This is a genomic window from Colwellia aquaemaris, assembly GCF_057548755.1.
The window spans coordinates 1-25,638 of sequence record NZ_BAAJLV010000011.1 but is presented as its reverse complement, the minus strand read 5'-3'; the positions used below and the strand labels follow the sequence as shown (position 1 = coordinate 25,638).

Annotated in this window: 25 protein-coding genes, 1 pseudogene and 1 riboswitch; of the genes and pseudogenes, 8 read left to right on the top strand and 18 right to left on the bottom strand. The window is 37.4% G+C overall.

Annotation, left to right across the window (positions count from 1 at the left end; genetic code table 11):
- The first annotated feature begins 245 nt into the window (after window positions 1–245).
- Complete coding sequence (locus AC27HL_RS18625; RefSeq protein WP_487082562.1) at window positions 246–1,343, top strand: 1-acyl-sn-glycerol-3-phosphate acyltransferase; 1,098 nt, start codon at window positions 246–248, stop codon at window positions 1,341–1,343.
- 63 nt (window positions 1,344–1,406) lie between these two features.
- Here AC27HL_RS18625 and AC27HL_RS18620 read toward each other — a convergent pair whose 3' ends face one another.
- The 3 genes from AC27HL_RS18620 to AC27HL_RS18610 all read right to left on the bottom strand — a co-directional run bounded on the left by AC27HL_RS18620 (window position 1,407) and on the right by AC27HL_RS18610 (window position 4,014).
- Window positions 1,407–2,846: a zinc-binding metallopeptidase family protein gene (locus AC27HL_RS18620; protein ID WP_487082561.1), complete on the bottom strand. Its 1,440-nt coding sequence runs from the start codon at window positions 2,844–2,846 to the stop codon at window positions 1,407–1,409.
- A gap of 137 nt (window positions 2,847–2,983) precedes the next feature.
- Window positions 2,984–3,292, bottom strand: a complete 309-nt coding sequence (locus tag AC27HL_RS18615; RefSeq protein WP_487082560.1) for an AzlD domain-containing protein — start codon at window positions 3,290–3,292, stop codon at window positions 2,984–2,986.
- Window positions 3,289–4,014 (bottom strand): AzlC family ABC transporter permease, encoded by a 726-nt coding sequence (locus AC27HL_RS18610; RefSeq protein ID WP_487082559.1) that lies wholly within the window; start codon window positions 4,012–4,014, stop codon window positions 3,289–3,291. The genes AC27HL_RS18615 and AC27HL_RS18610 overlap by 4 nt, the downstream gene beginning before the upstream one ends.
- Before the next feature lie 151 nt (window positions 4,015–4,165).
- On the opposite strand from AC27HL_RS18610, the gene AC27HL_RS18605 reads away from it, so the two are divergent.
- A complete protein-coding gene (locus tag AC27HL_RS18605) occupies window positions 4,166–4,723 on the top strand; it encodes a hypothetical protein (protein WP_487082558.1) in 558 nt (185 codons plus the stop codon).
- A 96-nt stretch (window positions 4,724–4,819) separates the two neighbouring features.
- On the opposite strand, the gene kdsB is transcribed toward AC27HL_RS18605, so the two are convergent.
- From kdsB to AC27HL_RS18580, 5 genes are all read right to left on the bottom strand, one after another.
- Window positions 4,820–5,584: a 3-deoxy-manno-octulosonate cytidylyltransferase gene (kdsB, locus tag AC27HL_RS18600; RefSeq protein ID WP_487082557.1), complete on the bottom strand. Its 765-nt coding sequence runs from the start codon at window positions 5,582–5,584 to the stop codon at window positions 4,820–4,822.
- Window positions 5,585–5,629: 45 nt separating this feature from the next.
- Entirely contained in the window at window positions 5,630–5,812 is a 183-nt protein-coding gene (locus AC27HL_RS18595; protein ID WP_487082556.1) for a Trm112 family protein, read from the bottom strand.
- Between the two features lie 36 nt (window positions 5,813–5,848).
- Entirely contained in the window at window positions 5,849–6,898 is a 1,050-nt protein-coding gene (lpxK, locus tag AC27HL_RS18590; protein ID WP_487082555.1) for a tetraacyldisaccharide 4'-kinase, read from the bottom strand.
- 50 nt (window positions 6,899–6,948) lie between these two features.
- Window positions 6,949–8,712 carry a lipid A export permease/ATP-binding protein MsbA gene (gene msbA / locus AC27HL_RS18585; protein ID WP_487082554.1) on the bottom strand — a complete coding sequence of 588 codons (1,764 nt, stop codon included), beginning with the start codon at window positions 8,710–8,712 and terminating at the stop codon, window positions 6,949–6,951.
- A 139-nt stretch (window positions 8,713–8,851) separates the two neighbouring features.
- Window positions 8,852–11,296: a DNA internalization-related competence protein ComEC/Rec2 gene (locus AC27HL_RS18580; RefSeq protein WP_487082553.1), complete on the bottom strand. Its 2,445-nt coding sequence runs from the start codon at window positions 11,294–11,296 to the stop codon at window positions 8,852–8,854.
- A gap of 42 nt (window positions 11,297–11,338) precedes the next feature.
- Between AC27HL_RS18580 and AC27HL_RS18575 the strand changes: the two genes are divergently transcribed.
- Entirely contained in the window at window positions 11,339–11,854 is a 516-nt protein-coding gene (locus AC27HL_RS18575; protein WP_487082552.1) for a DUF2062 domain-containing protein, read from the top strand.
- Window positions 11,855–11,933: 79 nt separating this feature from the next.
- On the opposite strand, the gene lolE is transcribed toward AC27HL_RS18575, so the two are convergent.
- The 3 genes from lolE to AC27HL_RS18560 form a co-directional block, all read right to left on the bottom strand.
- Window positions 11,934–13,202: a lipoprotein-releasing ABC transporter permease subunit LolE gene (gene lolE / locus AC27HL_RS18570; protein WP_487082551.1), complete on the bottom strand. Its 1,269-nt coding sequence runs from the start codon at window positions 13,200–13,202 to the stop codon at window positions 11,934–11,936.
- The gene (gene lolD / locus AC27HL_RS18565) at window positions 13,203–13,922 is read right to left on the bottom strand and encodes a lipoprotein-releasing ABC transporter ATP-binding protein LolD (RefSeq protein WP_487082605.1); all 720 of its coding nucleotides are present in this window, start codon (window positions 13,920–13,922) and stop codon (window positions 13,203–13,205) included.
- 100 nt (window positions 13,923–14,022) lie between these two features.
- Entirely contained in the window at window positions 14,023–15,300 is a 1,278-nt protein-coding gene (locus AC27HL_RS18560) for a lipoprotein-releasing ABC transporter permease subunit (protein WP_487082550.1), read from the bottom strand.
- 349 nt (window positions 15,301–15,649) lie between these two features.
- On the opposite strand from AC27HL_RS18560, the gene AC27HL_RS18555 reads away from it, so the two are divergent.
- The 5 genes from AC27HL_RS18555 to AC27HL_RS18535 all read left to right on the top strand — a co-directional run bounded on the left by AC27HL_RS18555 (window position 15,650) and on the right by AC27HL_RS18535 (window position 21,637).
- A complete protein-coding gene (locus tag AC27HL_RS18555) occupies window positions 15,650–17,719 on the top strand; it encodes a M13 family metallopeptidase (protein WP_487082549.1) in 2,070 nt (689 codons plus the stop codon).
- 140 nt (window positions 17,720–17,859) lie between these two features.
- Window positions 17,860–18,007, top strand: a riboswitch (cobalamin riboswitch).
- Window positions 18,008–18,256: 249 nt separating this feature from the next.
- Entirely contained in the window at window positions 18,257–19,099 is an 843-nt protein-coding gene (locus AC27HL_RS18550) for an ABC transporter ATP-binding protein (protein WP_487082548.1), read from the top strand.
- Window positions 19,099–20,106: a FecCD family ABC transporter permease gene (locus AC27HL_RS18545; RefSeq protein WP_487082547.1), complete on the top strand. Its 1,008-nt coding sequence runs from the start codon at window positions 19,099–19,101 to the stop codon at window positions 20,104–20,106. Before AC27HL_RS18550 ends, AC27HL_RS18545 begins: the two co-directional genes overlap by 1 nt.
- Window positions 20,107–20,112: 6 nt before the next feature.
- On the top strand, window positions 20,113–20,718 hold the full coding sequence (gene cobO / locus AC27HL_RS18540; protein ID WP_487082546.1) for a cob(I)yrinic acid a,c-diamide adenosyltransferase: 606 nt from the start codon (window positions 20,113–20,115) through the stop codon (window positions 20,716–20,718).
- Between the two features lie 49 nt (window positions 20,719–20,767).
- A complete protein-coding gene (locus AC27HL_RS18535; protein ID WP_487082545.1) occupies window positions 20,768–21,637 on the top strand; it encodes a cobalamin-binding protein in 870 nt (289 codons plus the stop codon).
- Between the two features lie 148 nt (window positions 21,638–21,785).
- Here the strand turns inward: AC27HL_RS18535 and AC27HL_RS18530 are convergent, their stop codons facing one another.
- The 7 genes and pseudogenes from AC27HL_RS18530 to AC27HL_RS18500 form a co-directional block, all read right to left on the bottom strand.
- Window positions 21,786–22,298 carry a GNAT family N-acetyltransferase gene (locus AC27HL_RS18530; protein WP_487082544.1) on the bottom strand — a complete coding sequence of 171 codons (513 nt, stop codon included), beginning with the start codon at window positions 22,296–22,298 and terminating at the stop codon, window positions 21,786–21,788.
- A gap of 154 nt (window positions 22,299–22,452) precedes the next feature.
- Window positions 22,453–22,755 (bottom strand): annotated as a pseudogene (locus AC27HL_RS18525) (transposase); the annotation flags it as partial.
- An 80-nt stretch (window positions 22,756–22,835) separates the two neighbouring features.
- A complete protein-coding gene (locus AC27HL_RS18520) occupies window positions 22,836–23,039 on the bottom strand; it encodes a hypothetical protein (protein ID WP_487082543.1) in 204 nt (67 codons plus the stop codon).
- A gap of 110 nt (window positions 23,040–23,149) precedes the next feature.
- Window positions 23,150–23,779, bottom strand: coding sequence for a hypothetical protein (locus AC27HL_RS18515; RefSeq protein ID WP_487082542.1), 630 nt, complete (start codon window positions 23,777–23,779; stop codon window positions 23,150–23,152).
- Between the two features lie 83 nt (window positions 23,780–23,862).
- On the bottom strand, window positions 23,863–24,330 hold the full coding sequence (locus AC27HL_RS18510; RefSeq protein ID WP_487082541.1) for a hypothetical protein: 468 nt from the start codon (window positions 24,328–24,330) through the stop codon (window positions 23,863–23,865).
- A 119-nt stretch (window positions 24,331–24,449) separates the two neighbouring features.
- Entirely contained in the window at window positions 24,450–25,031 is a 582-nt protein-coding gene (locus tag AC27HL_RS18505; protein ID WP_487082540.1) for a hypothetical protein, read from the bottom strand.
- 110 nt (window positions 25,032–25,141) lie between these two features.
- Entirely contained in the window at window positions 25,142–25,528 is a 387-nt protein-coding gene (locus AC27HL_RS18500) for a hypothetical protein (RefSeq protein WP_487082539.1), read from the bottom strand.
- Window positions 25,529–25,638 lie beyond the last annotated feature (110 nt).

Genomic DNA, 25,638 nt, shown 5'->3' with positions numbered 1-25,638 from the left:
TTTCCTGCAATTAAAAACCTTTGCATATTAATTATAAGCTAAAAATATTAGCATTGGTTGCTCAGCATAATTGCCACCTCACGGTAAAATAGCAATTTGGCTATGAAAGCCAATTTTATTTAAAGTCGACCATTGCGGCATTTTTAAATAAAAGCGCAAAACAAAACGAGCATTTTTTAACATGATTCGGTTATAATCCACGCATGCATTTACGCTTAATTTGTTCCATTTAAAGAGACCCTTAAATGTTTGATGATATACGGCCTTATCGTGATGATGAGGTAGCTGCAGTAATTGAAAAGTTAATTAATGAGAAAGGCTTACAAGCATCTATAGCTAGTTTAAAACTGCCAAAGTTATACCAACTTTTACCTAGCCTTGCCTGTTCAATAGTAAAATGGTCATTAAAGTTTCGTGTTCAAAAGTTTCATAACATCGAACAAATTCAAATTGAAGTTGCTAAGTATCTGCACCATTTAATCAAAAAAAGTACCGATGGTTTTACGTTTAGCGGTATTGAAAACATAGACACTTCAAAACCCGCACTATTTATTAGTAATCACAGAGATATCGTTTTAGATGTCGCGTTAGTCAATTTAGCCCTTTATAAAAATGACATTAATACGGTAGAAGCAGCAGTTGGTGATAATTTATTACATCAGCCTTGGGTCGCCGATTTAATGCGCATAAATAAAAGCTTTATTGTTAAACGTAACGAAGAAAATAAACGCGCAATGCTAAAAGCGTCTAAACAACTATCTGCTTATATTCACGATACAATCGCCAATCGCCAACAAAACATTTGGATTGCACAACGTGAAGGTCGAGCTAAAGATGGCATTGATAAAACTAATGCAGCTCTTATTTCTATGCTGTTGTTAAACAAAGATAAACAAACAACTATTGCAGACTACTTAGAGCAACTTAACATTGTACCAGTATCAATTTCTTATGAATTCGATCCTTGTGATAACGACAAAGCTATTGAACTTGCAGAAAAAGAAGCAACTGGCAACTATGTAAAAAAAGACGGTGAAGATCTTAAAAGCATCACCCAAGGCTTAGTTGGACAAAAAGGGCAAGTTCATATTGAATTTTGCCAAGCAATTAAAGGCGACTATGCCGATAGTAAGGCGATTGCCGCAGCAATTGATCATGAAATTATTAGTCACTACAAACTTTACGACAGTAACTTAGCTGCACATGCAACTTTGAATAAAGAGAAAACCGACAGCTCAGTTGTCGAGCAATTGAATCAACGAATGGAAAGCTTAACGGCAGAGCAAAAACATTGGCTATTAACCATGTATGCAAACCCGGTATCGGCCAAGCAAGCCCTATAATGTTAATAGCAATAATTAAAAAAGCCGTATTTCAATACGGCTTTTTTTCATTTCTAATGATGGCTATTTTTCTTGATAGAAGGCCGACATAGCCTTGTATAACGAATATAAGTCAACTTTTGACCCTACGGCATAAGGAGAATGAATTGATAAAATTGGGATACCAAAATCTACGACATCCATATTATCATTAGACAAATCACTACCTATGGTTCCACCTGATGCTTTACCTTTATAGGTAGAGGTTTGCCATTTAATGTTGGCATTATCTAAATAGTTTCTTGTCCACGCCATATATTCTGAATTTGCATTAAAACCACCACCATATAATTTTAAGTTTACACCATTACCTAGCCTTGGTGCGTTACCAAGCTCCCAAACACTTGACCAAGTAGGGTTAACACCAGGATTGACATCAGCAGATATCACTTTGGTATTGCGTAACACTTTACGTAAGTGGTAATCGTTATAATTGCCACCCATTTTATTGAAAAGCAAACCGCTCATTAAATCAACAAGGTAACTTGAACTGGCACCGGTATTATTAATATTGCCGACTTCTTCGTTATCAACTAAATAGGCTATCGAGGTGTATTCAGGTGTTTTCTGCTCAGTAATTGCCTTAACTGCAGCAATTGCAGAAGCTTTATCATCTTGGCCGTATGCGGCTACCATACTGCGGTCAAAACCAACATCTCTAGGTTTTGTTGCAGGTACTAAGGCAAGCTCAGCTGAGACTAAATCAGCAACTGAAATGCCATATTCCGCTTTCAGATAGTCACTCACCTGATCTTTAATTTTTCTATCTAGTTCTGGCTTGGCAGCAACAATAACATCAAGCTCTTCTTTGCCAATAACATTACGACTAGTACGTTTTCTATTAGGAGAGTCAACGTGTGGCGCTAAATCTGTCACCATAAAAATTGGATCATTTTCATCAAAACCCACAGAAATATTTACTGTTGAACCATCTTTTTTATCAACACGCCCAACTAACGCTAGTGGAATATTCACCCACTGATACGTTTTAATACCACCATGAATATAAGTTTGAAACATAGCAAAGTTTTGTTTTTCAAATAACGGACGGCCTTTTAATTCGAGACGTGGCGCATCAATATGAGCACCTACAATGCGGGTCCCCTGCTCAAGTGGCTTTTTACCGATAACCATTAACGTAATAGTACGATCACGATTTACATCATAAAAACGTGCTCCTGGCGTTAAATCACTTTTTTCTGTTAGCTTTTTAAACCCCTGTTTTTCAACTCTTTTAATTGTTTCACTAACAAAAGTTAATTCGGTGGGCGCTTGATAAATATAGTCTTTGTACTCAGTTGCGTAGCGCTCAACGGCTTTTAATTCTGTGGCCGTTAAATTTAACCAGCTTGATGGCGATGATTTTTTAGGCTTTGCGTCAGCAGCTTGCACTGAGGTCATACAGGAAAATGTCAAAGCACTGACAATTGCTAGGCTGGTAAGGGTTTTCGTAAAATTTGTCATAATATTTTTAAAGTGAAATCGATTTGAAGGCAATAGCTATCATAAAAGCTATTAAGAACAACTAACAAGCATTATTCGATAACTGGCCATTTTTAAGCTGTCAGTGCCATGTTGAATCTATTTCTCTTGCATAGTAACTAAATTACGCGCATCAAAATAAAGCTTAACAAGCCTGTCAGCATAGTCAGGTATACACTTTTATACTTAGCAGCTGTTATAACAGCAATAAATGCAGCAACAAAATAAGGATTTGTTATCGATACATTTAATTGCCCATCATGTACAAATATTATCGGCACCCAAATTGCAGTTAATACAGCTGGGGCACTATAACCTAAAAACTTACTCAATTTAGGGCCTAAACGAATAGGTAACTTAGGATGAATTAACAAGTAACGAGTAGTAAAAGTTATAACAGCCATTAAGAAAATTGTTAAAAGTGTCACGATTTGTCCTTGCTTATTTTTTTACTTTGCCAGCTTTCAGTTAAATAACCGCAATACATAGCTATAACAGCGGTAATAACAAGGTCTAACTCAAATGTCAGCAATTTAAATAAAACTGATAACGTTGCCGCTACAACAACAGTAACCAACATAGGTAAATTGTTAATTGCAGGGATAACTAAAGCGATAAAAGTGACCGCTATTGCAAAGTCTAGACCTAGTGTCGTTAAATCAGGTAAAAAACTGCCTGCGACAATTCCCGTTACATTCCATAAAAACCAGAAGATATAAAAGCTTACGCCAGCAATAAGAGCGTAAATTAATCTTAGTCTTCCCACAAACGCTTTACGGCTAGCCGATAATGCAAATAACTCGTCTGTTAATAAAAAACCAAGTGGATAACGCCACTTATTAGTAAGCACGGTCAACTTATTGCGTAATGCTAAACCATACAAAAAATGCCTTGAACTGATAACAAACGTAGTAAACAAAATAGTTGCCAAAGAAGCGTTATTTGCAATGAGTTCTATCGCGACAAGTTGCGCTGAACCTGCAAAAACAATCAAAGGCATTAACAAGGCTTCAACAACAGTAAAATCATGCTGTATCGCTAAAGAGCCACATAAAATTCCCCAAGGAAGTACCGCAAGATTTAGCGGTAACATATCTAAGAAGCCTTTTTGCATTGCTAGCCACATTGCCGTTTTTCTATTTAGTGTCATTAACTAAGTCCATCACCTAGAAAAGTTTTGTTACTATGTTTCAATAGTGCGTGTAATTAATTTCAATATAATTTGCAATAACTTATGAATACATTTTAGCTAACACTGTACTCGTTAAATATTTAAAGTTAACAGCAATTACGGATATATAATGTTTAAAAAAATAAAGGTTTTCTATGTTTTACTTCTTATACTACTTATTAACGCCTGCTCCAGTATACCACTGTCAACTATGTTAAAATTTGCCAATTATGATGAACAGCATTTAACGACACTAACGCCCACTGAAATCAGAGCAAAAATAACGTTAAACAGTTTCCTTAATATCGATTTGGAGGGAACCAAATTAGGCGTGAACATTGAAAATGCTTCAGGACAACTCGCGCTTGAATTTCCATTGACAATACTAGAAAAAACACAAAATCCAGAGAAAAAACAGTTATTTTTTTCTTCGCCAGCAAGTCAAACCTACTTACTAAAGCTTTCTCCAGCAGCAATTAATGACTTTAAAACATTGCAACAGCAGCTGGAATCGTCTCAACAGAGCAAGTTTGGCTTTTCAGTAGATGCAAAATTAAAGAAAAATGAAGATTTATCCGATGAGCAGCAACAACAAGCACTATTTATAACTGTTGAGCTTAAACTTAGTAATGACGAAGGCTTTTTTACTTTAATTGATAATGTGGAAATTAACGATGCTATTAAATAGTAATTCAGCTAAAGAAAGTAAAAGGCCAATAAAGTTTAAGAAAAAAGAGGCTCAATCGCCTCTTATTTCGTTAATATATCGCTAAAATTCTATAAATTATAACGAGGCAGCATAAGTTCGAGCTTTCTCCAAATCTTCGGGCGTGTCGACGCCTTCAACCGCTAAACGTGTGTTTGCTACGGCAACATGAATTTTTTCACCTTGCCATAATACGCGTAGTTGCTCTAACGACTCTACTTGCTCTAATTGACTCGCAGGCCAACGGACATAATCTTTAATAAAACCTGCTTGGTAGGCATATATGCCAATATGGCGCAAATAAAAATCACCTATATCACGTATATTATCGTTATTAAGAAAACGTTCTCTATCATATGGAATTGTCGCTCGGCTAAAATACAGCGCATAACCATGTTTATCACAAAGTACTTTTACAGCATTTGGGTTTAATGCTTCAGCAACATCATCAATAGTCATTGCAAGCGTCGCCATACGAGCTTGCGTTTGGTTTGCTAAATTCGCGGCAACTTGTGCAATATTTTCAATAGGAATAAAAGGCTCATCTCCTTGAACATTGACAATGACTTGTTCGTCAGAAAATTGATAAGTTTCCATCACCTCTGCCAAACGTTCGGTACCTGACTGATGATCTGAGCGAGTCTTACATACTTCACCACCAAAATTTTGTACAATTTGAGCAACTTCATCGTTGTCTGTTGCTACAATAACTTTGTCTGCACCGCTGGCCTGTGCCTTTTCAACAACCCATTGGATCATCGGTTTACCAGCAATATCTGCCAACACTTTTCCTGGTAATCGAGACGATTCAAATCTTGCCGGGATCACTACCACAAATGACATAGAAACCTCATTATTTTTTATTTAACAGTACTCTTGGTATGAGTATTAAGCATCGCTCTCAACAATACGACGAGCTTCACTTTCCAGTAATACCGGAATATCTTTATCTATCGCATATGCAAGCCTGTCGAACTTACAAATAAGCTCTTGCTGTTCTTTGTTATATTCTAGTTTCCCCTTGCACACAGGGCAGGCTAGTATTTCCATCAATTTAGTATCAAACGCCATTGTAATCTCTCTTAATTCTGCAATTTATTAATCTATTTACTTGGCTAAGTTAGAAACTCTTTCAATAACAGTATCAATAGTTGTATGTTTCGAAAGCGCTAAAAACTCAGCATCTACTGGTAAATACCAGTAGTTATCATTTGCAAAGCTTGCACATTTAACCGCATCTTTCTCAGTCATCAGTAAAGGAATACTCTGACTAAACTCTTGCAAGTCATGCGAAGTAAAGGCTTGGTGATCAACAAAGCCTTTACGCTTAACTATATTAAATCCATATTCTTCAAGTGTATTAAAAAAACGACTAGGGTCGCCAATACCTGCTATAGCGTTTATCGATTTTTCCGCTGCCAATTCACTCTCAATGAAGGTCAATAATGATACCTCAGCGCCCGTTTTTACATTTATCAGCTTCGATGCTGACAAGCGCATATTTACTACCGGACATGAGAAATTTTCATTTTGAGTTAAGCCCCTACTGTCACCATTAACAATAACACAATCTACTTGTGCTAACTTTTGTTTTGTCTCACGTAATGGCCCTGCGGGCAGTAGTAAACCATTACCAAACAAACGTTTGCCGTCAATAACCACAAATTCAAAATCTCGAGCTAAACGATAATGTTGCAAGCCGTCATCGGCAATAATAATTTCACAGCCTTGCTTAACTAACATCTGACAAGCATTAACCCGATCTGCACCAATAACAACTGGTACACTCGTGCGTTTATAAATAAGTAGAGGTTCATCCCCTGCTTGCTCAGCAGTACTTAAATTATTTACCTGATATGGGTAATGAGGTGCCTGCGAGCCATAACCTCGGCTCACAACGCCCACTTTTAGTCCTTTAGCCGTTAACTTTTCAACTAAATACAAACATACTGGCGTTTTGCCATTACCACCAACACCAATATTACCAACAATCAATACAGGTACAGGAATTTTTACTGACTTCAATATTCCCATTTGATAGGCCAATCGACGAATAGCACTAACGATGGCAAAAACTATGGTAAATGGCAGCAATAAAGGTACCATCCACCACCTAGCATAATGCTTTTGAAACCATACTTTTTCTATTAGGCGCATACTTTAATGCTCATTAATTATTATAAAGTGCATGACCATGTTAAGAGTCACTATGCACCAAATTGAAATTTATGCAGTTGCGCGTAGGCACCATCAAGAGCTAATAACGACTGATGATCACCTTGCTCTTTAATTTGTCCTTGTTCCATTACAATAATTTTATCTGCACTTTCAATGGTAGAAAGGCGATGCGCGATTACAATACATGTTCGATTTTTTTGTAAAACACTTAATGCATCTTGAATATGACGTTCAGACTCGGTATCCAAAGCACTTGTTGCTTCATCTAAAATTAAAAATGGTGCATCGCACAATAGCGCTCTAGCAATCGCTACACGTTGACGCTGCCCTCCTGATAGCATAGCGCCATTATCACCAATATTAGTATCTAGACCTTCAGGTAAACCACTAACAAACTCTATTACATGCGCTTTACGTGCTGCATCTTCAATTTCCTCTCGGCTCGCATCAGGTTTGCCATAAGCAATATTATTGGCAATGGAGTCGTTAAATAACACGACTTGCTGCGAAACATAAGCAAACTGTTTACGTAGATCTTTCAACTTGTAGTCAACAACATTCTCACCGTCTACTAATACTTTTCCCGAAGTTGCATCATAAAATCTTAACAATAGTGCACTAGCCGTTGATTTACCGCTACCAGAGCGCCCTACCAAGGCCACGGTTTCACCAATATTTGCCGTGAAAGTTAAATCAGTTAATGCTCGCTTTTCATCATGTTCGTTATAACTAAAACTTACATGCTCAAACGCTAACTTTCCTTCTGCACGATCTAAAGCGAGGCTTCCAGTATCTTGTTCTATTTTTTGGTCAAGCACCGCAAAAATGCTAACACTTGCTGCCATACCTTTTTGAAATTCGCTATTAACGGTTGTTAATAGTTTTAGAGGTCTTAGCAAGGTCACCATACACATAAGTACCGTCATGAAAACACCGGCAGAAATTTCCGCCCGCATCGACTCAAGGTTGGCAACGTATAATACAAAAGCTAAAGCAAATGATGCAATTATTTGAATAATAGGAACACTTGCAGCCTTAGTCGCTACCAGTTTCATACGTTGCTGACGATTGTGTTTATTGATATGAGAGAAACGCTCAAATTCACGCTGCTGGCCGTCAAACGTTAATACTACCTTGTGACCATTAAATGTTTGCTCTGCTGCCGATGTAACTTCCCCCATCGCGCCTTGTATATTTTTGCTAACTTTGCGAAATCGTCGAGAAACAACAGTAACAATACCCGCAATAACAGGGGTGATCAGAAGAAATATAGATGCTAACTGCCAACTGTTATAAAACATAACAATCAATAAACCAATGACAAACGCACCTTGCTGCACTAAGGTTAACAAGGCTTTAGATACAGCGCTAAGCACTTGCTCGGTATCAAATGTTAACTTTGAAATTAAACTGCCAGTCGACTCTTTGTCGTGATAAGACACTGGCATAGACATAATATGCTCAAACAATTCTTGTCGTATATTGGCTACAACATTGTTACCTAACCAAGCCAACGTGTAGTTACCTGCAAAATGGCAAATACCACGTAAGATAAACATTACGACAATAAAAATCGGAGCCCACTTCATAAATGTCGAATCTTGACCGTCTAAACCATGGTCAATTAATGGCTGAAGTTGGGAAAATACAAAACTATCAATGGCGGCATAACCTAGCATACCTAAGACTGACACTATGGCTGCAGCTTTATAAGCCTTAGCATAAGCTAGTAAACGTCTGAAATTTTTCCCATTATGTTTTTCTGTTGTCGCTGACGATGATTTTGTCGACATGTATATTCTCAATGAATTACCAAAAGATAAATTTTTGATTTGCAGAAGCATTTTAACGTTATTTTGCCCTGCAACCAACTTATAAAGCGCTATTGTTCAATATAGTGGCATCGAATCTTCAAAAATCAATCAACCGAGCTTAATTAACAAACCAATAAGGCTCGATATCCTCCTTAAATGTTACTGGCTCAATCGCCAATGCACTAAATTCAAAAGTAACCATGCCTAATTCAGCAGTATTGAAGGTAATAATGTCTTGCAACTGATACCTTTGCAATATTTGCTCTGACGGCATATTCCACTGATTTAAATAACCGGCACTAAAAATTGCGTAACGAGGTGATACGGCATCAAGAAAACGCCCGCTTGATGATGATTTTGAACCATGATGTGGCGCAATTAAAACATCACTTTTCAACCGACTTTTTGTATCGACATGGCTTATTAGACGACGCTCGGCTTTTGTAGAAATATCACCTGGCAGTAATACTCGATGAACGCCATCACTGAGGAGTACAACACAAGAGTCATCATTTTTATCCCCAACCAACCCTTGTGGCGATAGCATGTCAAAACTCAGTCCTTGCCACGTAAAACTACTTCCAGGCAAGCAAAAGCTATTAGGCATTAAATTAAAATCATTAGCAATAACTCGCTTAATCGGAAAATGCTCGCGTAATACACTTAACCCTCCAACGTGGTCATTATCATTATGGCTAGCAATAATGCCATCAATTGCATTAACCCCTCTCGACTTTAAGTAAGGTACAATTGCAGCCTCTGCCATATTAAAACCACTTGGATAATTGGCTCCTGTATCATAAAGAAAAACACGCTTATTTTTTTCTATGATCACCGCTAAGCCGTGACCAACATCTAATGCCGACAATTGCCATTTTGTTTCATCATCTTTAACTTGGTTCAGCAGGTACAATATGACTAAAAAACCAGTTAAAGTTAATGATATGGTGTTATTGAAGCGACAATACGCCATAAAAATGCTAACAATAATAAGTAAGAATATGAACAATAATTGCGCTTGGGAAATCATTATCTGAGCCCATTCAATCTCAGACAAATAAGATAACCATTGCCAAACAAGCTCCATGCTAGTGTTAGCTAGATGTAGAAAGAACAAACTCAATGTGTCGTTAATGGGTAGGGCTATAACAGAAAATAGCGTTAATGGAATTGTGCTAATACTCATTATAGGTACAGCAAAAACATTAGCGAAATAAGCAACTAAAGGCAGTTGATAATTAAGCAATGCTGCAATTGGCAGCATACATACAGTTAAAGAAAGTTGTATAATCAATAAGGTTTTACCCCATTGTAATACTCGAGATTTAATTTTTAACAAAACAGCAAGTACTGAAAACTTCACCTTGCTATTATTTGCAGCTAGTTCTCGTTGATAGATTGCTTGAGCATTGTTATTTTCAACTGTATTTAATAAATATGACGATGTCAGAAATATAATAGTTAAGGCACTAACCGATAGCCAAAAACTCGCACTTAACAGACTAAGCGGCCATAACAATAAAATGACTAATATGGTTAAAAAGAACCAACGAATTAACGAAACTTGGCTTGCGCTTCTTCTTAAAAGCCAATATAAAAATAACATGACTAAGGCTCGTAACGTGGGAATAGAATATCCCGCTAAATAAGCATAATACCAAGCCAAAATACAACTTAAAAATACCGGAAGATAGTAAATATTAAGCTGCATTAATTTACTCGTTTGTTTACCTGTAAAAATTTCATGTAATGGTAAAATATCAAAAAATATACGAAACAGCTTTAAACTAAAAAAAGCGACAATACCTATATGCAATCCTGAAATAGCAATTAAATGAATAGTTGCTGTAGATAGTAAAACATGCCACTGCTGTTTAGTTAGCTCACCTCTTTCACCAAAACCTAGCGCTAAAAGTAAACCAGCCAAAGGCTTATCTGCCAACGAGGCTTTTATCTTCAAATACATCTTTTGCCGCCAAGTAGTACTATTACTCAAGAGTAGGTTACTCAGTTGAATGCCTTTTTTAGTATCTTGAGCCGCATCATGTTTTACATAGCCGGTTGCAACAATTTCATTATGTAATAGCCAGGTTTTATAGTTAAAACTGCCACTATTGGCCAAACCATGAGCTGGCTTTAACCTAACTAAGAATTGCCATTTTTGACCTTGCAGAAGTGTAGTTGATGGTTTTTGCCAATTTAAACGAATGTAAAATGGCTTGCTAAGCGCTTCATTTTGCCAATGACTTACCATAAAGTTATATCGAAACGCTTTATTTTGTTGCTTAACAATCGTTGTGATGGTGCCACGAACTAGAATGTTTTGCTTGTGCAGTGTAGCTAATTCTATGCCGTTATTTGATAATTTGTTTATTGTTATGCTCGCAAATATCAACAACCAACAGGCCCCTAACATTAATAGCGCTAGGTATTGATATTTCCTAATACGCAATAACAGTAGCGCAAGCACTAAGATCAAGATCAGCAAATAAAACTCTGGCACTATAGGTAGGAATAATGACAAAATAGCGCCAAGAAAAAATGTAAGCAGCCACCATTCCATAGTGTTCTATTTCCATTTAGCCAATTGAAGTAACGTAAATTTATGCCGAAAAAAATAATTAAACGCCTGATGCCTGATCATCAAACGATTAAAACCAATAAGCACCTACAAATTTTTGGTGATTTACTACATAACGCAAACCTATGGCACCTTAATCGTCGCTCAGTCAGTAAAGCATTTGCGGTTGGATTATTTTTTGCTTTTATTCCTGTGCCATTTCAAATGGTTTTATCTGCAGGTATTGCAATTATAGTACATGCAAACTTACCATTATCTATTGCCTTGGTTTGGATAACTAACCCATTGACAATGCCAGCAATTTTTTATTTTTGTTACCTAGTTGGTACCTGGATTATTGGTGCACCAGCCGGCGAATTTATGTTTGAAGCAAGCTGGCAATGGGTCGTTGATAGTGTTTCAACAATTGGACCCGCCTTTCTTATTGGTTGCGGTGCTCTTGCAGCTATATTCGCATTATTAGGCTATATAACTATTAATAGCCTTTGGCGTTATTCTGTCGCAAAAGAATGGCGTAAACGCCAAGCACTTAGAAAGTAAACTTTCTAGGTAGACATAAAAAATCAGACTTAAGGTCTGATTTTTTTAATTAACGAAACCTACACTTGCTGATAACGCGCTATGCTTGCCCTAATACTTGTGCCGGTTCAACTTTTGTTGCTCGCCAAGCAGGGTAAACCGTCGCAACTAAGCTCATGATTAAGGCAGTTATTACCGTATTTGTTACATCTTGTTGACGTAAAACAGTTGGCAAGTAATCAATAAAATAAACATCTGCGGATAAAAACTCTACAGAGAACATACTTTCAAATGCACGAATAATATCGGTTAAATTTAACGAAATCAAAATGCCTAAAGCAGCCCCTAAAGTGCAACCTAAAATGCCATTCATTAGGCCTTGAAACATAAAACTTGTCATTATGGTGCTGGGCTTTGCGCCCATGGTTTTTAATATGGCGATATCTGATTTTTTTTCATTAACTGCCATTATCAAGGTAGAAACTATATTAAAGCTGGCTACTGCAATCACTAAGACTAAAACAATAAACATCACCATACGTACCAATTGAATATCGTTAAATAAATGGCCATGGCTACGCGTCCAATCTAGCATATAAACATAAAAATCAAAGTTAAACGCTACATCTCTTACTATTTGTGGTGCAGAAAAAACATCGTTTACCGCTACTCGAATTCCCTGTACTTCATCGGGCTGGTAACCGAGTAAATCACTCGCCATCGCCAAATTAATAAAGCTTTGGCTATCATCAACTGTTCCCCCAAACTTAAATATTCCTACCACATTAGCTTGTCGCTTAATTGGTACCGGAAAGGCTTGTTGCGTTGAACCATTATTTGCTTTTTCAGGCGAAACTGGCGGTAAAAGTAATTGCACTTTATCGCCAACTTTTAGCGCTAATTTAGCGGCAATGCCTGCTCCTATTACAATACTATTTTCTTGTGATAAATTTTGCCATTTTCCCGCAGTGATATAGCGTGATATTGCTGATACTTGCTGTTCAAGCTTTACATCTACACCTCGAACTTCAATGCCTTTGAGTTCGCTACCACTTTGCATCATGCCTTGCGTTTTAATAAAAGGTGCGGCGGCAATAATATGAGGATGCTTTTGTATATGTGCGACGTTTTCAGGCCAATTATTTATGGGCTTGTTGACGGCAACAACCTCACCATGCGGCACTATTGACAATAAATGCTCTGATAAAGCTTTTTCGAAGCCGTTCATGGCTGATAGCACCACAATAAGCACCATAACACCTATGGCAATGCCTATCGTCGACGACGCTGAGATAAACGAAGAAAAACCTCGATTTTGACGGCTTCGTACGTAACGTAAGCCAATAAAGACGCTAAGCGGTTTTATCACTTACTTTTCCTCACTCTGAATCTCAGCGCGATTCACATCACTTTCAAGTGCTTTTAAATGACCGTGATCTAACCGTAATTGTCGATCCATTTTTGCCGCCAAGGTTAAATCATGCGTAACAATCACAAAACTGGTATTAACAGCTTTATTTAACTCTTGCAGCAATTGATAAATTTGTTCAGCGGTATCAAAGTCTAAATTGCCCGTTGGCTCGTCGGCTAGAATTAACGAAGGCTTAGTTACCAATGCTCTTGCAATGGCAACACGTTGTCGCTCACCACCAGATAATTCAGACGGCCGATGATGCCCTCTATGCCCTAAGCCAACTTGCTCTAACATAGCTTTAGCTTGTATCAAGGCATCTTTAGGTTTATCGCCTCGAATCAATAACGGCATAGCAACATTTTCTTCTGCGCTAAACTCCATCATTAAATGATGAAATTGGTAAATAAAACCTATATGTTGATTGCGAAATTTAGCTCTTTGTTTTTCAGATAATTGGTGAATATCGACACCATTAATAAATACTTCACCGGCGCTGGGTGTATCTAAAGCGCCAGCTAAATGCAAAAAAGTACTTTTACCACAACCTGAGCTACCAACAATGGCCACTAATTCACCCGCTTTGACGGCTAAATTCAAATTGGTTAATACAGATGTTTCTATTGAGCCTTGCTGATAAACCTTGCTTAGATTCCGACACTCCAAGCCCAACGCCATCTCTTTATTTTTCTCTACACTCATTGCATCTATTTGGCTACTTGCCTTATCTGTATTCAAAATACTTTCCATTTTTCTTGCTTTTACATTTACGGTTCTATTATTCATTTCTCAGTACCTGTGCTGGCTGAGTTTGCGCAGCTCGATATGCCGGATAAAGTGTAGCTAAAAAGCTCATTATCAAGGCAGAGCTAACAATAATAAAAATATTCGTGGCATCAAGTGCTATTGGTAGTTTCTGACCGCCACCGAGTAAGCTAACCCCTAAAAACTCAAATACGGCGTTTAAATTCAAAGTTAGGGTAACGCCTAGCAGTACACCAATTGCAACACCCCAAATGCCATTGGTTAATCCTTGTGTAATAAATATTTTAATAATGCCACTTCGATCTAAACCTAAGGTTTGTAAAATACTTATTTCCCCTTGCTTATCTATTACCACCATAACCAAAGCAGAAACTATATTAAATGCAGCTACCGCGATGATTAAACTTAACATTAACCACATCATATTTTTTTCCATGCTAACAGCCGCAAACAAGGCTCCTTGGCTTTCTTGCCAGCTAACATAATTAAAGTTGCCATAATCGAGCTTTAATTGCTTTATCGCTACTTGTGCATTAAAAGCATCATTTAAATACAACCTTAGCTGATTAACACCATCGCCTTTTTGACGATGCAATTTAGCGCCATCTTTAATATGGATATAAACCATAGACTCATCCACCTGAGAGCCAACATTAAAAATACCAACAACGTTAAAAGTGCGATGAACGGGTACACGTCCCATTGGTGTAAAAAGTGTTTTGTTAGGCAAGGTTAATCTTACGGTATCACCAAGAGAGACTTTCAAGTTGCGTGCTAAAGCTTGCCCTAAAACAATACCAAAAGGCTTATCTGATAACGCTGAAAGCTTGCCATATTCCATAGCCGTTTCTATGATATTGTGCTGTTCAAATTCAGGCATAATGCCGTGCACTAAAACTCCTTGTAATGCCGTTCTAGACTGAATTAATGCTTCACTTTCCTGATAGGGTGTTACATGTTTTACGTCCGCCATGGCGGTAATGTTTTTTTGTAGTGCTTGCCAGTTCTCCATTTTTTCTTGTGGCGCAGACATCAATATATGAGGCACTAACCCAAGAACCCGGCGCTTTTGCTCACGCTCTAAACCATCCATGACAGAAACGACGGTAATTAACGAGGCAACACCAAGCACAATTCCAATAATTGAAAAAAAAGTTATAAAGGAAACAAAGCCTTTACCATGATTACTGCGGCTATACCTTAGCCCAATATAGATACTAACGGGTTGAAACATTAATCCTTTCTTCATCTTGAATGGCAAAGCGCCAATATTAATTTCGTTGCTGAGCATACCACAGCTTTACTGTATATGAGCGACTTGTTCATTAACTTTTTCGCCGCTCTAGTGGAAACTTTACTGGGAGAAATAAAAACTGTTAATAAAACTCATGCATCAAAGACAAACAGCATTGAATTACCTTTCAATTTATCAACACAAGTTACTAGCCAATAAAAACTATCCCCGCTATTAAGCAAGTAATTAATTGCTTTTAAAATCACTACCCAACAAGCTGTAAATTATAAAATACGACTGTTGTTTAAGATTATGTAAACAAAGGTTTCATTTCACTAGTAAATTGTACTTAGAATCTTTAGTATCGGTGAGTTAATTGAAAATTATTTAAATTTGTGAGTATTAAATGAAAACTATAATAACAAGTGCAGTATGCACATCTTTGTTGTTTATTGCTGGTTGTAACAACGACACCAAAACACAAACAACAACAACTGAAGCGCCTGTCATGCAAAAAACAGCTCTAGCTTCTGGTATTGATAAAGCCAACATGGACTTAACCGTTCGCCCACAAGATAACTTTTATCGCTATGTAAACGGTGCTTGGTTAAATAACAATGAAATTCCTGGCGACAAAACCTCAATTGGTTCATTTTACGACTTACGTGATGAAGCTGATGATAATGTTAAAGCTATTATCGAAGAGCTAGCTGCCACAGAAAACTTAAAAATGGGTAGTGACGAGCAAAAAGTTGCCGATTTATTCCGTTCATTTATGAACAATGAAGCACGTGATGCAGCTGGTATTGCGCCAATTCAACCGATTTTTGACAACATTAATAACCTAAAAGATAAGAATGAATTAGCGACATTTTTTGGCGAAAATCAAAAATATGGCTTTAATAGCCCACTATATTTTTACATCAGCGTTGATGCAAAAGACTCAACTCGTTATGCAACACACGTATGGCAAAATGGTTTAGGCTTACCTGATCGTGACTACTACTTTAACGAAGCCGATCGTTTTGTGGCATTACGCGATGGCTACCTTGCCCATATTGAAAAAATGTTCGATTTAGCCGGTTTTAAAAACGGTAAAGCAGCAGCACAAACAATTATGGCGCTTGAAACTAAGTTAGCTGGTTTTCATTGGACTAAAGTTGAGTCACGTGACAGCACAAAGCGTTACAACAAATTTGACGTTGCTGATTTAAACTCTGTTACTGATGCATTCAACTGGACAGCCTACCTTGAAGCACAAGGTGCCGGAGCACAAAAAGATTTAATCATTAACCAACCTTCTTTCGTAAAAGGTTTTGGCGAAACATTCGCTGAAACATCACTTGACGATTGGAAAACATTTTTAACTTTCCACACCCTAAGCAACTTTGCTAGTTCATTAACAACCGATTTAGATAATGAAAATTTTGATTTCTATTCAAAACAATTAAGTGGCCGTAAAGAACAGCGTCCAATGTGGAAACGCGGTGTGTCGATTGTAAACCGTAACTTAGGTGAAGTAATTGGTAAAGTATACGTTGGCCGTCACTTTAAACCAGAAGCTAAAACTCGTATGACACAGCTAGTAGAAAATTTACGTGGTGCTTATGGCGCAAGTATTGATGAATTAGAGTGGATGTCTGATGAAACCAAAAAAGCAGCGCAGGTTAAACTAGCAAGCTTTGATCCTAAAATTGGTTACCCGAATAAGTGGGAAGATTACTCTAAATTAGCAATAAAAAGTGACGACTTAGTTGGTAATATAATGCGTTCAGGTGAAGTTTCTCACCAAAAAGAAGTTGCTAAGCTTGGTGGCCCAATCGATCGACAAGAATGGGGTATGACGCCGCAAACAGTGAATGCTTATTACAACCCAACTAAAAATGAAATTGTATTTCCAGCCGCGATTTTGCAACCACCATTTTTCAACCTAAATGCTGATGACGCTGTAAACTACGGTGGCATTGGCGCGGTAATTGGTCATGAAATGGGACACGGTTTTGACGACCAAGGTAGTAAATATGACGGCGAAGGTAACTTACGTAACTGGTGGACTGACGAAGATTTAGCTGCCTTTAAAGTACGCACTGATAATCTCGTTGAGCAATATAGTAACTATGCAGTATTTGATGACTTAAATGTTAACGGTGAACTAACCTTAGGCGAAAATATTGGTGACTTATCTGGTGTTACTATTGCCTACAAAGCATATAAGGCATCATTAAATGGGAAAGAAGCTGAAGTGATTGACGGTTTAACCGGTGATCAACGTTTCTTTATGGGTTATGCACAAGTATGGCGTGGCAAGATGGTTGAAAAATCATTACGTAACCGCGTGGCAACAGACCCACATTCTCCGGGTGAATTCCGCGCACTAGGTTCATTATCTAACATGCCTGAATTCTATGAAGCATTTGACGTAAAAGAAGGTGACGCTATGTATATTGCACCTGAAAAACGTGTAAAAATTTGGTAGTTGATATAATTAAATTTACCGTTATAACTTTATACAAAGGGAGCCTTATGGCTCCTTTTTTAATCTTTATTTGATCTCGCGACCAGCTAGCTTATTGGTTTTCATTGTAAAGCAAAGCACATACACGTAAAATCTAGCGAATATAAAATGATACTTTCAGCTATTATCAAAACGGTTTAACGCTGATTTATAGGGAACACGGTTTAAATCCGTGACTGTACCCGCAACTGTAAGTAACTTAAGTAGAAAAATTAAGTTATAAGTCAGGACACCTAGTATCAAACACAACTAACACATACTTAGTAGATTAACGCCGTGCGGGAATACACGAGAGTTACTAACATCACAGCCTACTGTGGCGCGCGTACCTTTAATTCCTTCTCTGTAGATATAATCACTATAAGTGAAACATATTCAAATATTTGATTTGAATTGAGGCACATCGCAGAAAATGACGCTTTTAAAAACAGTTTTTTATTATCAGAGCCAAACTGGTGTTAGCACTAAAATACTTTTTAGAAAGTTAAGCTGAACATTATGACAAACCTATTAACACTGCAGTCGGTTTCTTGGTCTGTTGGCAATCAAGCAATTTTAAGTGATATTTCATTCAACGTTAAGCAAGGCGATATTCTTGGTATTATCGGCCCAAACGGCGCAGGTAAAACTTCACTGTTAAAGTGTCTACTTAATCAATCTAATAATTGGCAAGGCAACATAAACTTAAAAAATAAAAGTATAAAGCAATATAAACCTCATCATCTTGCGCAAATTTTCGCACTGGTTGTACAAAAGTCACCACCAATATTTGACTTAAAAGTTTATGACGTAGTGCGTATGGGGCTTTTGCCCTATAAGGCTTTATTTGCCCGCGATACCGACCTTGATAAAAAAGAAATTTTGCTAGCCTTAGAGAAAGTTGGCTTAGCAACCAGTGAAAACAAATATTTCAATACGCTATCCGGTGGCGAGCAACAGCGTGTTCTTATCGCTAAAGCCTTAGTGCAAAAAGCTCAAATACTGGTGTTAGATGAGCCAACAAACCACTTAGACATATTTTATCAACATCAAATATTACAGTTAGTGAAAGCACTGAAAATAACCGTGATCATGACCATTCATGATCTAAACCTCGCCGCTCAATATTGCACACGTTTGCTGTTACTCAATAACGGGAAACTGGTATGTAATGACAAGGTTGACAATGCCTTAAACCCAACGACACTCAGCGAAGTATTTGGCTTACCTTGCTATCGTGATTACGCCTATCATGCACCAACAAATGAAAACGAGACGAGTGCAACTAGTAGTACAGTGCCTCGAGTACATTTTTATCCTGATGTCAAAACCAGTGCAAGCAAGCTAATAGGTAAAAACTAATGAATTTAATTGCCGTAGTAAAAGGTAAAAGCACTTGGGTATTTAGCAGTTTATTGGTGATCACAATATTCTCGGTTATCTCCGCCATTACCTTTGGCCCTGCCCAAATTACTAGCTTTGATATTGCGCAATGCGTAATAAGCCAATGCGCGACACCTATGCACGACATGGTGATTTGGCAAATTCGTGTACCTCGAGTATTAGTGGGCTTAGTTGCCGGAATGGGCTTGGCTTGCGCTGGCGCTATTTTGCAAAATGTTACTCGAAACCCATTAGCAGATCCTTACCTATTTGGCATTATTTCAGGTGCCGGTTTAGGGGCTACAATTGCGACACTCTTGTTGTCAGACGAACAAATGTTAGCGTTACCGTTAGCCGCTTTTCTTGGCGCTTTATTCTCTGTTGTTATTGTTTTTGGTATCGCAACACTGCTGCGAAATATGAACCATTTATTACTAACTGGCGTTGCCGTTTCATTTATGCTCGGCTCCATTAGTCATTTTATTCTTTATCTTGGTGACCCTTTCGCCACGAATCGCGTTATTTTTTGGTTAATGGGTAGCTTAACTCGTGTTGAAATGTTTCATTTTTACCTAATAAGTGCCATGGTGTTTATCACCATAATTAGTATTTTCGCATTGCATCGACATATAGACGCCCTGCTGCTAGGCGATGAAAGTGCCGCCAGCCTAGGTGTGAACGTTGATAAATTACGGCTGATCTTATTAGCCTTATGCGCAGCCGTTACCGCAACTATAGTTGCCTATTGTGGTGGTATTGGCTTTGTTGGTTTAATGATCCCACATATTGTAAGGCAATTAGTGGGCGTAACAACCATGCCACTTATTTTAGGCTCAGCCTTAGTGGGTGGTTGTTTCTTAATTTGGGTTGACGTTATTGCCCGCAGTGCACTGAGCAATGTCGAAATTCCTATTGGTATAATTACCTCAGCCATTGGTAGTATTTTCTTTTTAGCGATCATGTATCGCACTCGTAAATCAGGATAAATAGATATGACAACAGACGCAGATAAAAATCAAAAACATCAAGAGCGAATGCAACGAATTAAAGATAAAGTTGACGCACGTATTAACGCAGCACAGGAAGAGCGTGGCCTGCTGATAGTTATCACTGGTAATGGCAAAGGTAAATCAACCTCAGGTTTTGGTACCTTGACCCGAGCAGTTGGTCATGGCTACAAAGCGGCTGCATTACAGTTTATCAAAGGTGACTGGGAATGCGGCGAGCGTAATCTACTGGAGAGAAATGGTGTGGAATTTCATGTTATGGCGACAGGCTTTACTTGGAATACTCAAGACAAAGCAAAAGATATTGCCGCAGCAACCAAAGTATGGAATGAAGCTAAACGCCTATTAAAAGATGAAAGTGTTGACGTTGTATTACTAGATGAATTGACCTACATGGTATCGTACAAATACCTAGATTTAGACGAGGTTATTGAAGCCATAGTTAACCGCCCTGCTATGCAACATGTTATTATTACCGGCCGTGCTTGTCATCGCAGTATTATTGAACTAGCAGATACCGTTAGTGAAGTTCAGCCAACTAAGCATGCATTTGACAACGGCATAAAAGCACAAAAAGGCATCGACTGGTAAAGCGAGCATCTTTTGCAGCAACCCACATCACAAGGAATATGAAAACGGCATGAAATTATCTCACTATCTGCTTATCGCATTAATGAGCTTGATCTGCACCGCAAGTGCTAATGATAAAATTGATAACAATGACAAGCCTCGTATTATTGCGCTGGCACCGCACATTGTCGAAATGCTCTTTGACATTGGTGCTGGTGAGCAGATTATTGCCACCACAGAGCATGCCGACTATCCTGAGAGCGCAAAAACAATACCGAGAATTGGGAGTTCATTGCGAATTCAACTCGAGCGAGTTATCGAACTGCAGCCTGATCTAATTATTGCATGGAAAAGTGGCAACCCCAGTGATGATTTAGCCCGTATAAAGCAACTTGGTTTTAATGTTGTCTATTCTCAACCTTATACCTTTGAAGATGTAGCAAAAGAGCTACGTCTATTTGGTAAACTTTCAGGCCATGCAGAGCAAGCTGAAAAAGTAGCACAAAAATTCCTTACAGATTTAAGCGTCATTAAAAATCGCTATCAAACTAAACAACCGTTATTAGGTTTTTACGAAGTATGGTCTAGGCCACTTACGACTATTGCAAGCGGCAGCTGGCCACAACAGTTTTTAAACGTTTGTAATATTAGCAACCCATTTTATTCGGCAAATGCTAGATACCCACAAGTTAATATTGAGCAAGTACTACAAGCAAATGTCGATATTATTATTCAGCCATTATCTGAAAACCAAGTCGACAAGGAAGGCTACCCATGGCAAAAATGGCCTGTGATCCCCGCCGTTAAACATCAACAAATCATAAAATTGGATGCTGATGTTGTACATCGCATGACCACTCGTAGCTTAAATGCGCTGACCGATTTATGTGAGCAAGCAGCAAAAAGTAGAAATTACTACCAACAAAAACAGATAGATTAATCCATAACTACTGATATAACATACGCGCAAGCACTATTAGCGACAATAATATGCAACATAGTGCTTAGCTAAAGCTCTCCTCACACCGGCTTATCGCAAGCTTTGAAAATTGCTTTTATTTTACCGCTAGAATATTCTTAAGCACCTGTTAGCTATTATCTTGAAATGCTTGATGATACTCAACTTTGCCTGAAGGAGTAAACTCATCAAAATTCAAGCTCAGAAAGAACTCAGCAGGCACTCCCTCTAATATCAAAGCGTCAACCGCTTTAAAACCAAAGCGTTGATAGTATGCTGGTTCACCAAGTAGCACACAGCCTTTGGCTCCAGCCTTCTTAATAGCCTCTAAACCAGCATATATAAGTTGAGAGCCCACGCCAGAGTTTTGGTATTCTGGGCACACTGAAACTGGCGCTAATCCGTACCATGAACAATCTACGTTGTTTATCTTAACGTTCGAAAAAGCAATATGGCCTATGATTTTTTCTTTATATTCTGCCACTAGAGAAACAGATAAAGCTGAATCATCACGCAGTTGAGAAACAATAAATTGCTCTTTATGATTACTGTATTGATGCTTTTCAAAAGCAGATGAAATGATACTTTCAATTTGCTTTACATCATGACTACGCTCAGAGCGAACATTAACATCTAATAACATGTATTACCTCGATATAATCTAAAAAATTAACGAATAATATGAACTTGCCATTTAACTCATATCGATAAAAATGCACCATGAACACCTCAATTAATCATCACTGAAGAAAGGTCATATACCACTTATTAAAATCATTGGTTTTAACTTTGCCACATTTTAGCAGGCTATTCTCCTGCTTTAAGCATTTATTCACTTCTTGCAGTTGTTTGATTTTATTAATTTCTTTCTTTGTAGGAACTTTGATCATTAATTCTGTGTTGCTTTGATAGCGTGGATTGTTGTTAAACTTTCCTTCCCGATACTCTTTTCGCCAACGGAAAAGCCTGAACGGATGAATATCGAGTGCCTGAGCAACATCCTTTGATGAAATGTCGTCTCTTAAGCTTAGTTGTACTGCTTTAATTTTAAAACCGACAGAATAAAACCATGTCTTTTTAGCTTGGGTATATCTAGACATTGTAGCCTCCTCAATGTGATGAGGAGGTGTCCACGAAAGCGGGTCAAGAGCACAGTTCGTTTGAATGCCTTGTTAGCAGTTTAATCACGAAACTGCTTTTTATAATAAACCACAAAACTAACCGCAATAGCTAGTTTGAAAACGCCAAAACCAATAAATAATGGTAGATCTGAATTTAAATGAAATACACTGCCTTTCATATTGATTTCACCAGTATAAAAGTCATGAACAATGCTAAAGATAACAACTACTAGAGTGATATATGAAATGATTAATTTTAACATTTAACTCCCTTTAATTAACTCAATACTTCCGAAACTGCTAACGCCCACAATAAGGGGCTGATTAATAGTTTGCTAAAATGTGAAGCGGAGCGAAACCGAGCAAACTGTTTTTAGTCCCGCTTGATTGGCTTGTTAGCTTTCGTGTCTAGCCCCAACTCTCTACATGAATGCAGTACACTCAAGAAGAAAATGGCTACTAAGTCTACGCCAATACCAAATTGCCCTAAGTTTTCACCAGTATAGAATCTGAAGTCAGTGCTTAAAATGTTAGCCCTAAAAAATAATTCACCTTCTATCCCAATCAAAAAGCTACCTAAGCCAGTATAGGTAAAAAACAAAGTGCCTGTGTTTATAGTCAAAATTTGAAAAATTTGATTAAGATATGAGAGCTCATATCCATAGCGTGATCTTTTTAAGAGTTTATAGCCGGCAACCCCATTAAAAACAGCAATGACTCCATAAACAATTAAGTCTAGTAACTCCTTAGAACCAAATAGCACATTAACAAAGACAATAGTAAAACCAGCACATGTTGCTATTTGCAGCCAACTCAATAGTTTGACCCTGTTTTCAGTTGAAAAAGTAAATTCTTCTTGGTCTTGTTTTTGAGCAACTTCAATTTCAGACTTTCTGTTTTCAACTTCCAACAATAATTTTTTATAATTTTCCGGATGTGCATCTTTATCTATATTATTGAGGCAATCCATTAATTCATTGACTGAATACTTCGAATAATCCATATATCTCCAAGAAAGCTAACGCCACGCTAAGCGGCAAAAAATTGTTGGCTAAAATGTGTAGCGGAGCGAAACCGAGCCAACTGTTACGAATCCGACTTTAACGCCTTGTTAGGTATACTTTTTAACTGAACTAAGATGTTTTGACCAATAGAGCCATTTTCTCCTAGTGTTAATAAACAGTATTTTGGGTCGCAAAATGCGTCAATAAAGTTTTTACTGACTCCACGAGATGTATCAATTGATGCCTCTATATGGAAATGAGTAATGTTTCCAATTTTATGTTCGGTATTTGAAGTTACTTCTATTGCATTTTTAACGTGCATAATATCTTCATATACAAATGGCTGGATAACTATACTGACTTCATGATCAAAACCTTTGTCACATTTAAATACCGCAGTTTCTTCGTGTTCCACAGTATCTTTTAATTGCCATAGGCATGATTTTGGTAATGATATTTTTCTATCGAAAACTTCAATATCAAAAACATCTTCATCTGCAAATAATGAAAAAGATAAAATAATCAATGTGAAAGGCAATGTTCGAATCATTCTCGGACTTCCGTGTATACCTAACGCCTTACTAAGAGGCGAATAATTGTTGGCTAAAATAAGCGACGAAGGAGCAAAAGCCAACTGTTATTTGTCCTTTTGAGTAACTTGTTAGGTTTTTATACATCAAGATAATTTAGTTCTGCGAATGTGCCGAGATATTCATATAATTGCTCAATATGCCTTCCAACTACTATATGTGATGTTAAACGATAACTTTTGGTTACTTTAGTGATTTCATGAGCTAGCTTATTCAAAACCATATATCTAATTAGGACTAAATAATTATCAAAAAATGACCTGCAATCTTCGCTAGCCTGATACGTAATATTGCCCTGAGAATTAAAGTAATCAGCATAGATTTTACTGTTAGTTAAATTATCTGCTAAAACAGCACTATGTTCGACTTGATAGCATTTACCTTTGAAATTAAAACTCAATTGGTATTCAAACTCAAAAAATGTAGATTTATCACCTACAATATTAATATTGATTCCATGATCAAATAATCTAACTTCTGGAGAGTTTTCATTAATATAATCAAAGGTTAAAATCTTAAAGTTATCTTCTACTATGTTTAAACGAGAACTATTAAACTCTTTTTCTATTTTTTTAAAATAAAACTTATTTCTTAAAATTGGAATAGTGTGTCTTCCAATAGTTATTAAAATAATTATTATACCTACAAGATAAAGCTCCACTACTTCTCCTAAAAACCTAACGCCCAATTAAGGGGCTTTTTAATAGTTTGCCAAAATGTGTAGCGAAGCGGAACCAGCCAACTGTTATTTGTCGCACTTCAAAGTTGATACTAAGTTTTGCTTTTATACTGAATGTAATTAACAAGTACCTTGTTATTCTTTAAGCCCCAAGCTGATTTATACACAGGTGTACGCATGAGTTCTTTTTTAATTGCCTTGGAGTGAACTCGCTTAGGAATGTTAGATATAACCTTATAATTAACAATGTGACCTTGGTTATCTATATCAAACTCAACTTCAACCTGCGAGTTAACAACTTGACAGATTGGTGGCATAGAAGCAGCAATTTTGATCGTACCTTTAGGAAATAGCTCAGGAGTATTTTCTAAATACACAATTTCAGTTTTAAACTCTTCTAATAGCTCAATGCTGGGATCTGAACATCCTTTCACTTCACCAAATTGAATAATACTTGCTAGAAAAATACTACCAAACATGTGCGAAACCTAACGCCTCACTAAGAGGCAAATAATGGTTGGCTAAAATAAGCGACGAAGGAGCAAACAGCCAACTGTTATTTGTCCTGCTTTAGTGCCTTGTTATAAGG

Bases quoted from the DNA above. Each gene is read 5' to 3' on its own strand.
- AC27HL_RS18625 (WP_487082562.1), top strand. From the start codon at position 246: ATGTTTGATGATATACGGCCTTATCGTGATGATGAGGTAGCTGCAGTA.
- AC27HL_RS18620 (WP_487082561.1), bottom strand. From the start codon at position 2,846: ATGACAAATTTTACGAAAACCCTTACCAGCCTAGCAATTGTCAGTGCT.
- AC27HL_RS18610 (WP_487082559.1), bottom strand. From the start codon at position 4,014: ATGACACTAAATAGAAAAACGGCAATGTGGCTAGCAATGCAAAAAGGC.
- AC27HL_RS18605 (WP_487082558.1), top strand. From the start codon at position 4,166: ATGTTTAAAAAAATAAAGGTTTTCTATGTTTTACTTCTTATACTACTT.
- kdsB (WP_487082557.1), bottom strand. From the start codon at position 5,584: ATGTCATTTGTGGTAGTGATCCCGGCAAGATTTGAATCGTCTCGATTA.
- AC27HL_RS18595 (WP_487082556.1), bottom strand. From the start codon at position 5,812: ATGGCGTTTGATACTAAATTGATGGAAATACTAGCCTGCCCTGTGTGC.
- lpxK (WP_487082555.1), bottom strand. From the start codon at position 6,898: ATGCGCCTAATAGAAAAAGTATGGTTTCAAAAGCATTATGCTAGGTGG.
- msbA (WP_487082554.1), bottom strand. From the start codon at position 8,712: ATGTCGACAAAATCATCGTCAGCGACAACAGAAAAACATAATGGGAAA.
- AC27HL_RS18580 (WP_487082553.1), bottom strand. From the start codon at position 11,296: ATGGAATGGTGGCTGCTTACATTTTTTCTTGGCGCTATTTTGTCATTA.
- AC27HL_RS18575 (WP_487082552.1), top strand. From the start codon at position 11,339: ATGCCGAAAAAAATAATTAAACGCCTGATGCCTGATCATCAAACGATT.
- lolD (WP_487082605.1), bottom strand. From the start codon at position 13,922: ATGGCGTTGGGCTTGGAGTGTCGGAATCTAAGCAAGGTTTATCAGCAA.
- AC27HL_RS18560 (WP_487082550.1), bottom strand. From the start codon at position 15,300: ATGCTCAGCAACGAAATTAATATTGGCGCTTTGCCATTCAAGATGAAG.
- AC27HL_RS18555 (WP_487082549.1), top strand. From the start codon at position 15,650: ATGAAAACTATAATAACAAGTGCAGTATGCACATCTTTGTTGTTTATT.
- AC27HL_RS18550 (WP_487082548.1), top strand. From the start codon at position 18,257: ATGACAAACCTATTAACACTGCAGTCGGTTTCTTGGTCTGTTGGCAAT.
- AC27HL_RS18545 (WP_487082547.1), top strand. From the start codon at position 19,099: ATGAATTTAATTGCCGTAGTAAAAGGTAAAAGCACTTGGGTATTTAGC.
- cobO (WP_487082546.1), top strand. From the start codon at position 20,113: ATGACAACAGACGCAGATAAAAATCAAAAACATCAAGAGCGAATGCAA.
- AC27HL_RS18535 (WP_487082545.1), top strand. From the start codon at position 20,768: ATGAAATTATCTCACTATCTGCTTATCGCATTAATGAGCTTGATCTGC.
- AC27HL_RS18530 (WP_487082544.1), bottom strand. From the start codon at position 22,298: ATGTTATTAGATGTTAATGTTCGCTCTGAGCGTAGTCATGATGTAAAG.
- AC27HL_RS18520 (WP_487082543.1), bottom strand. From the start codon at position 23,039: ATGTTAAAATTAATCATTTCATATATCACTCTAGTAGTTGTTATCTTT.
- AC27HL_RS18515 (WP_487082542.1), bottom strand. From the start codon at position 23,779: ATGGATTATTCGAAGTATTCAGTCAATGAATTAATGGATTGCCTCAAT.
- AC27HL_RS18510 (WP_487082541.1), bottom strand. From the start codon at position 24,330: ATGATTCGAACATTGCCTTTCACATTGATTATTTTATCTTTTTCATTA.
- AC27HL_RS18500 (WP_487082539.1), bottom strand. From the start codon at position 25,528: ATGTTTGGTAGTATTTTTCTAGCAAGTATTATTCAATTTGGTGAAGTG.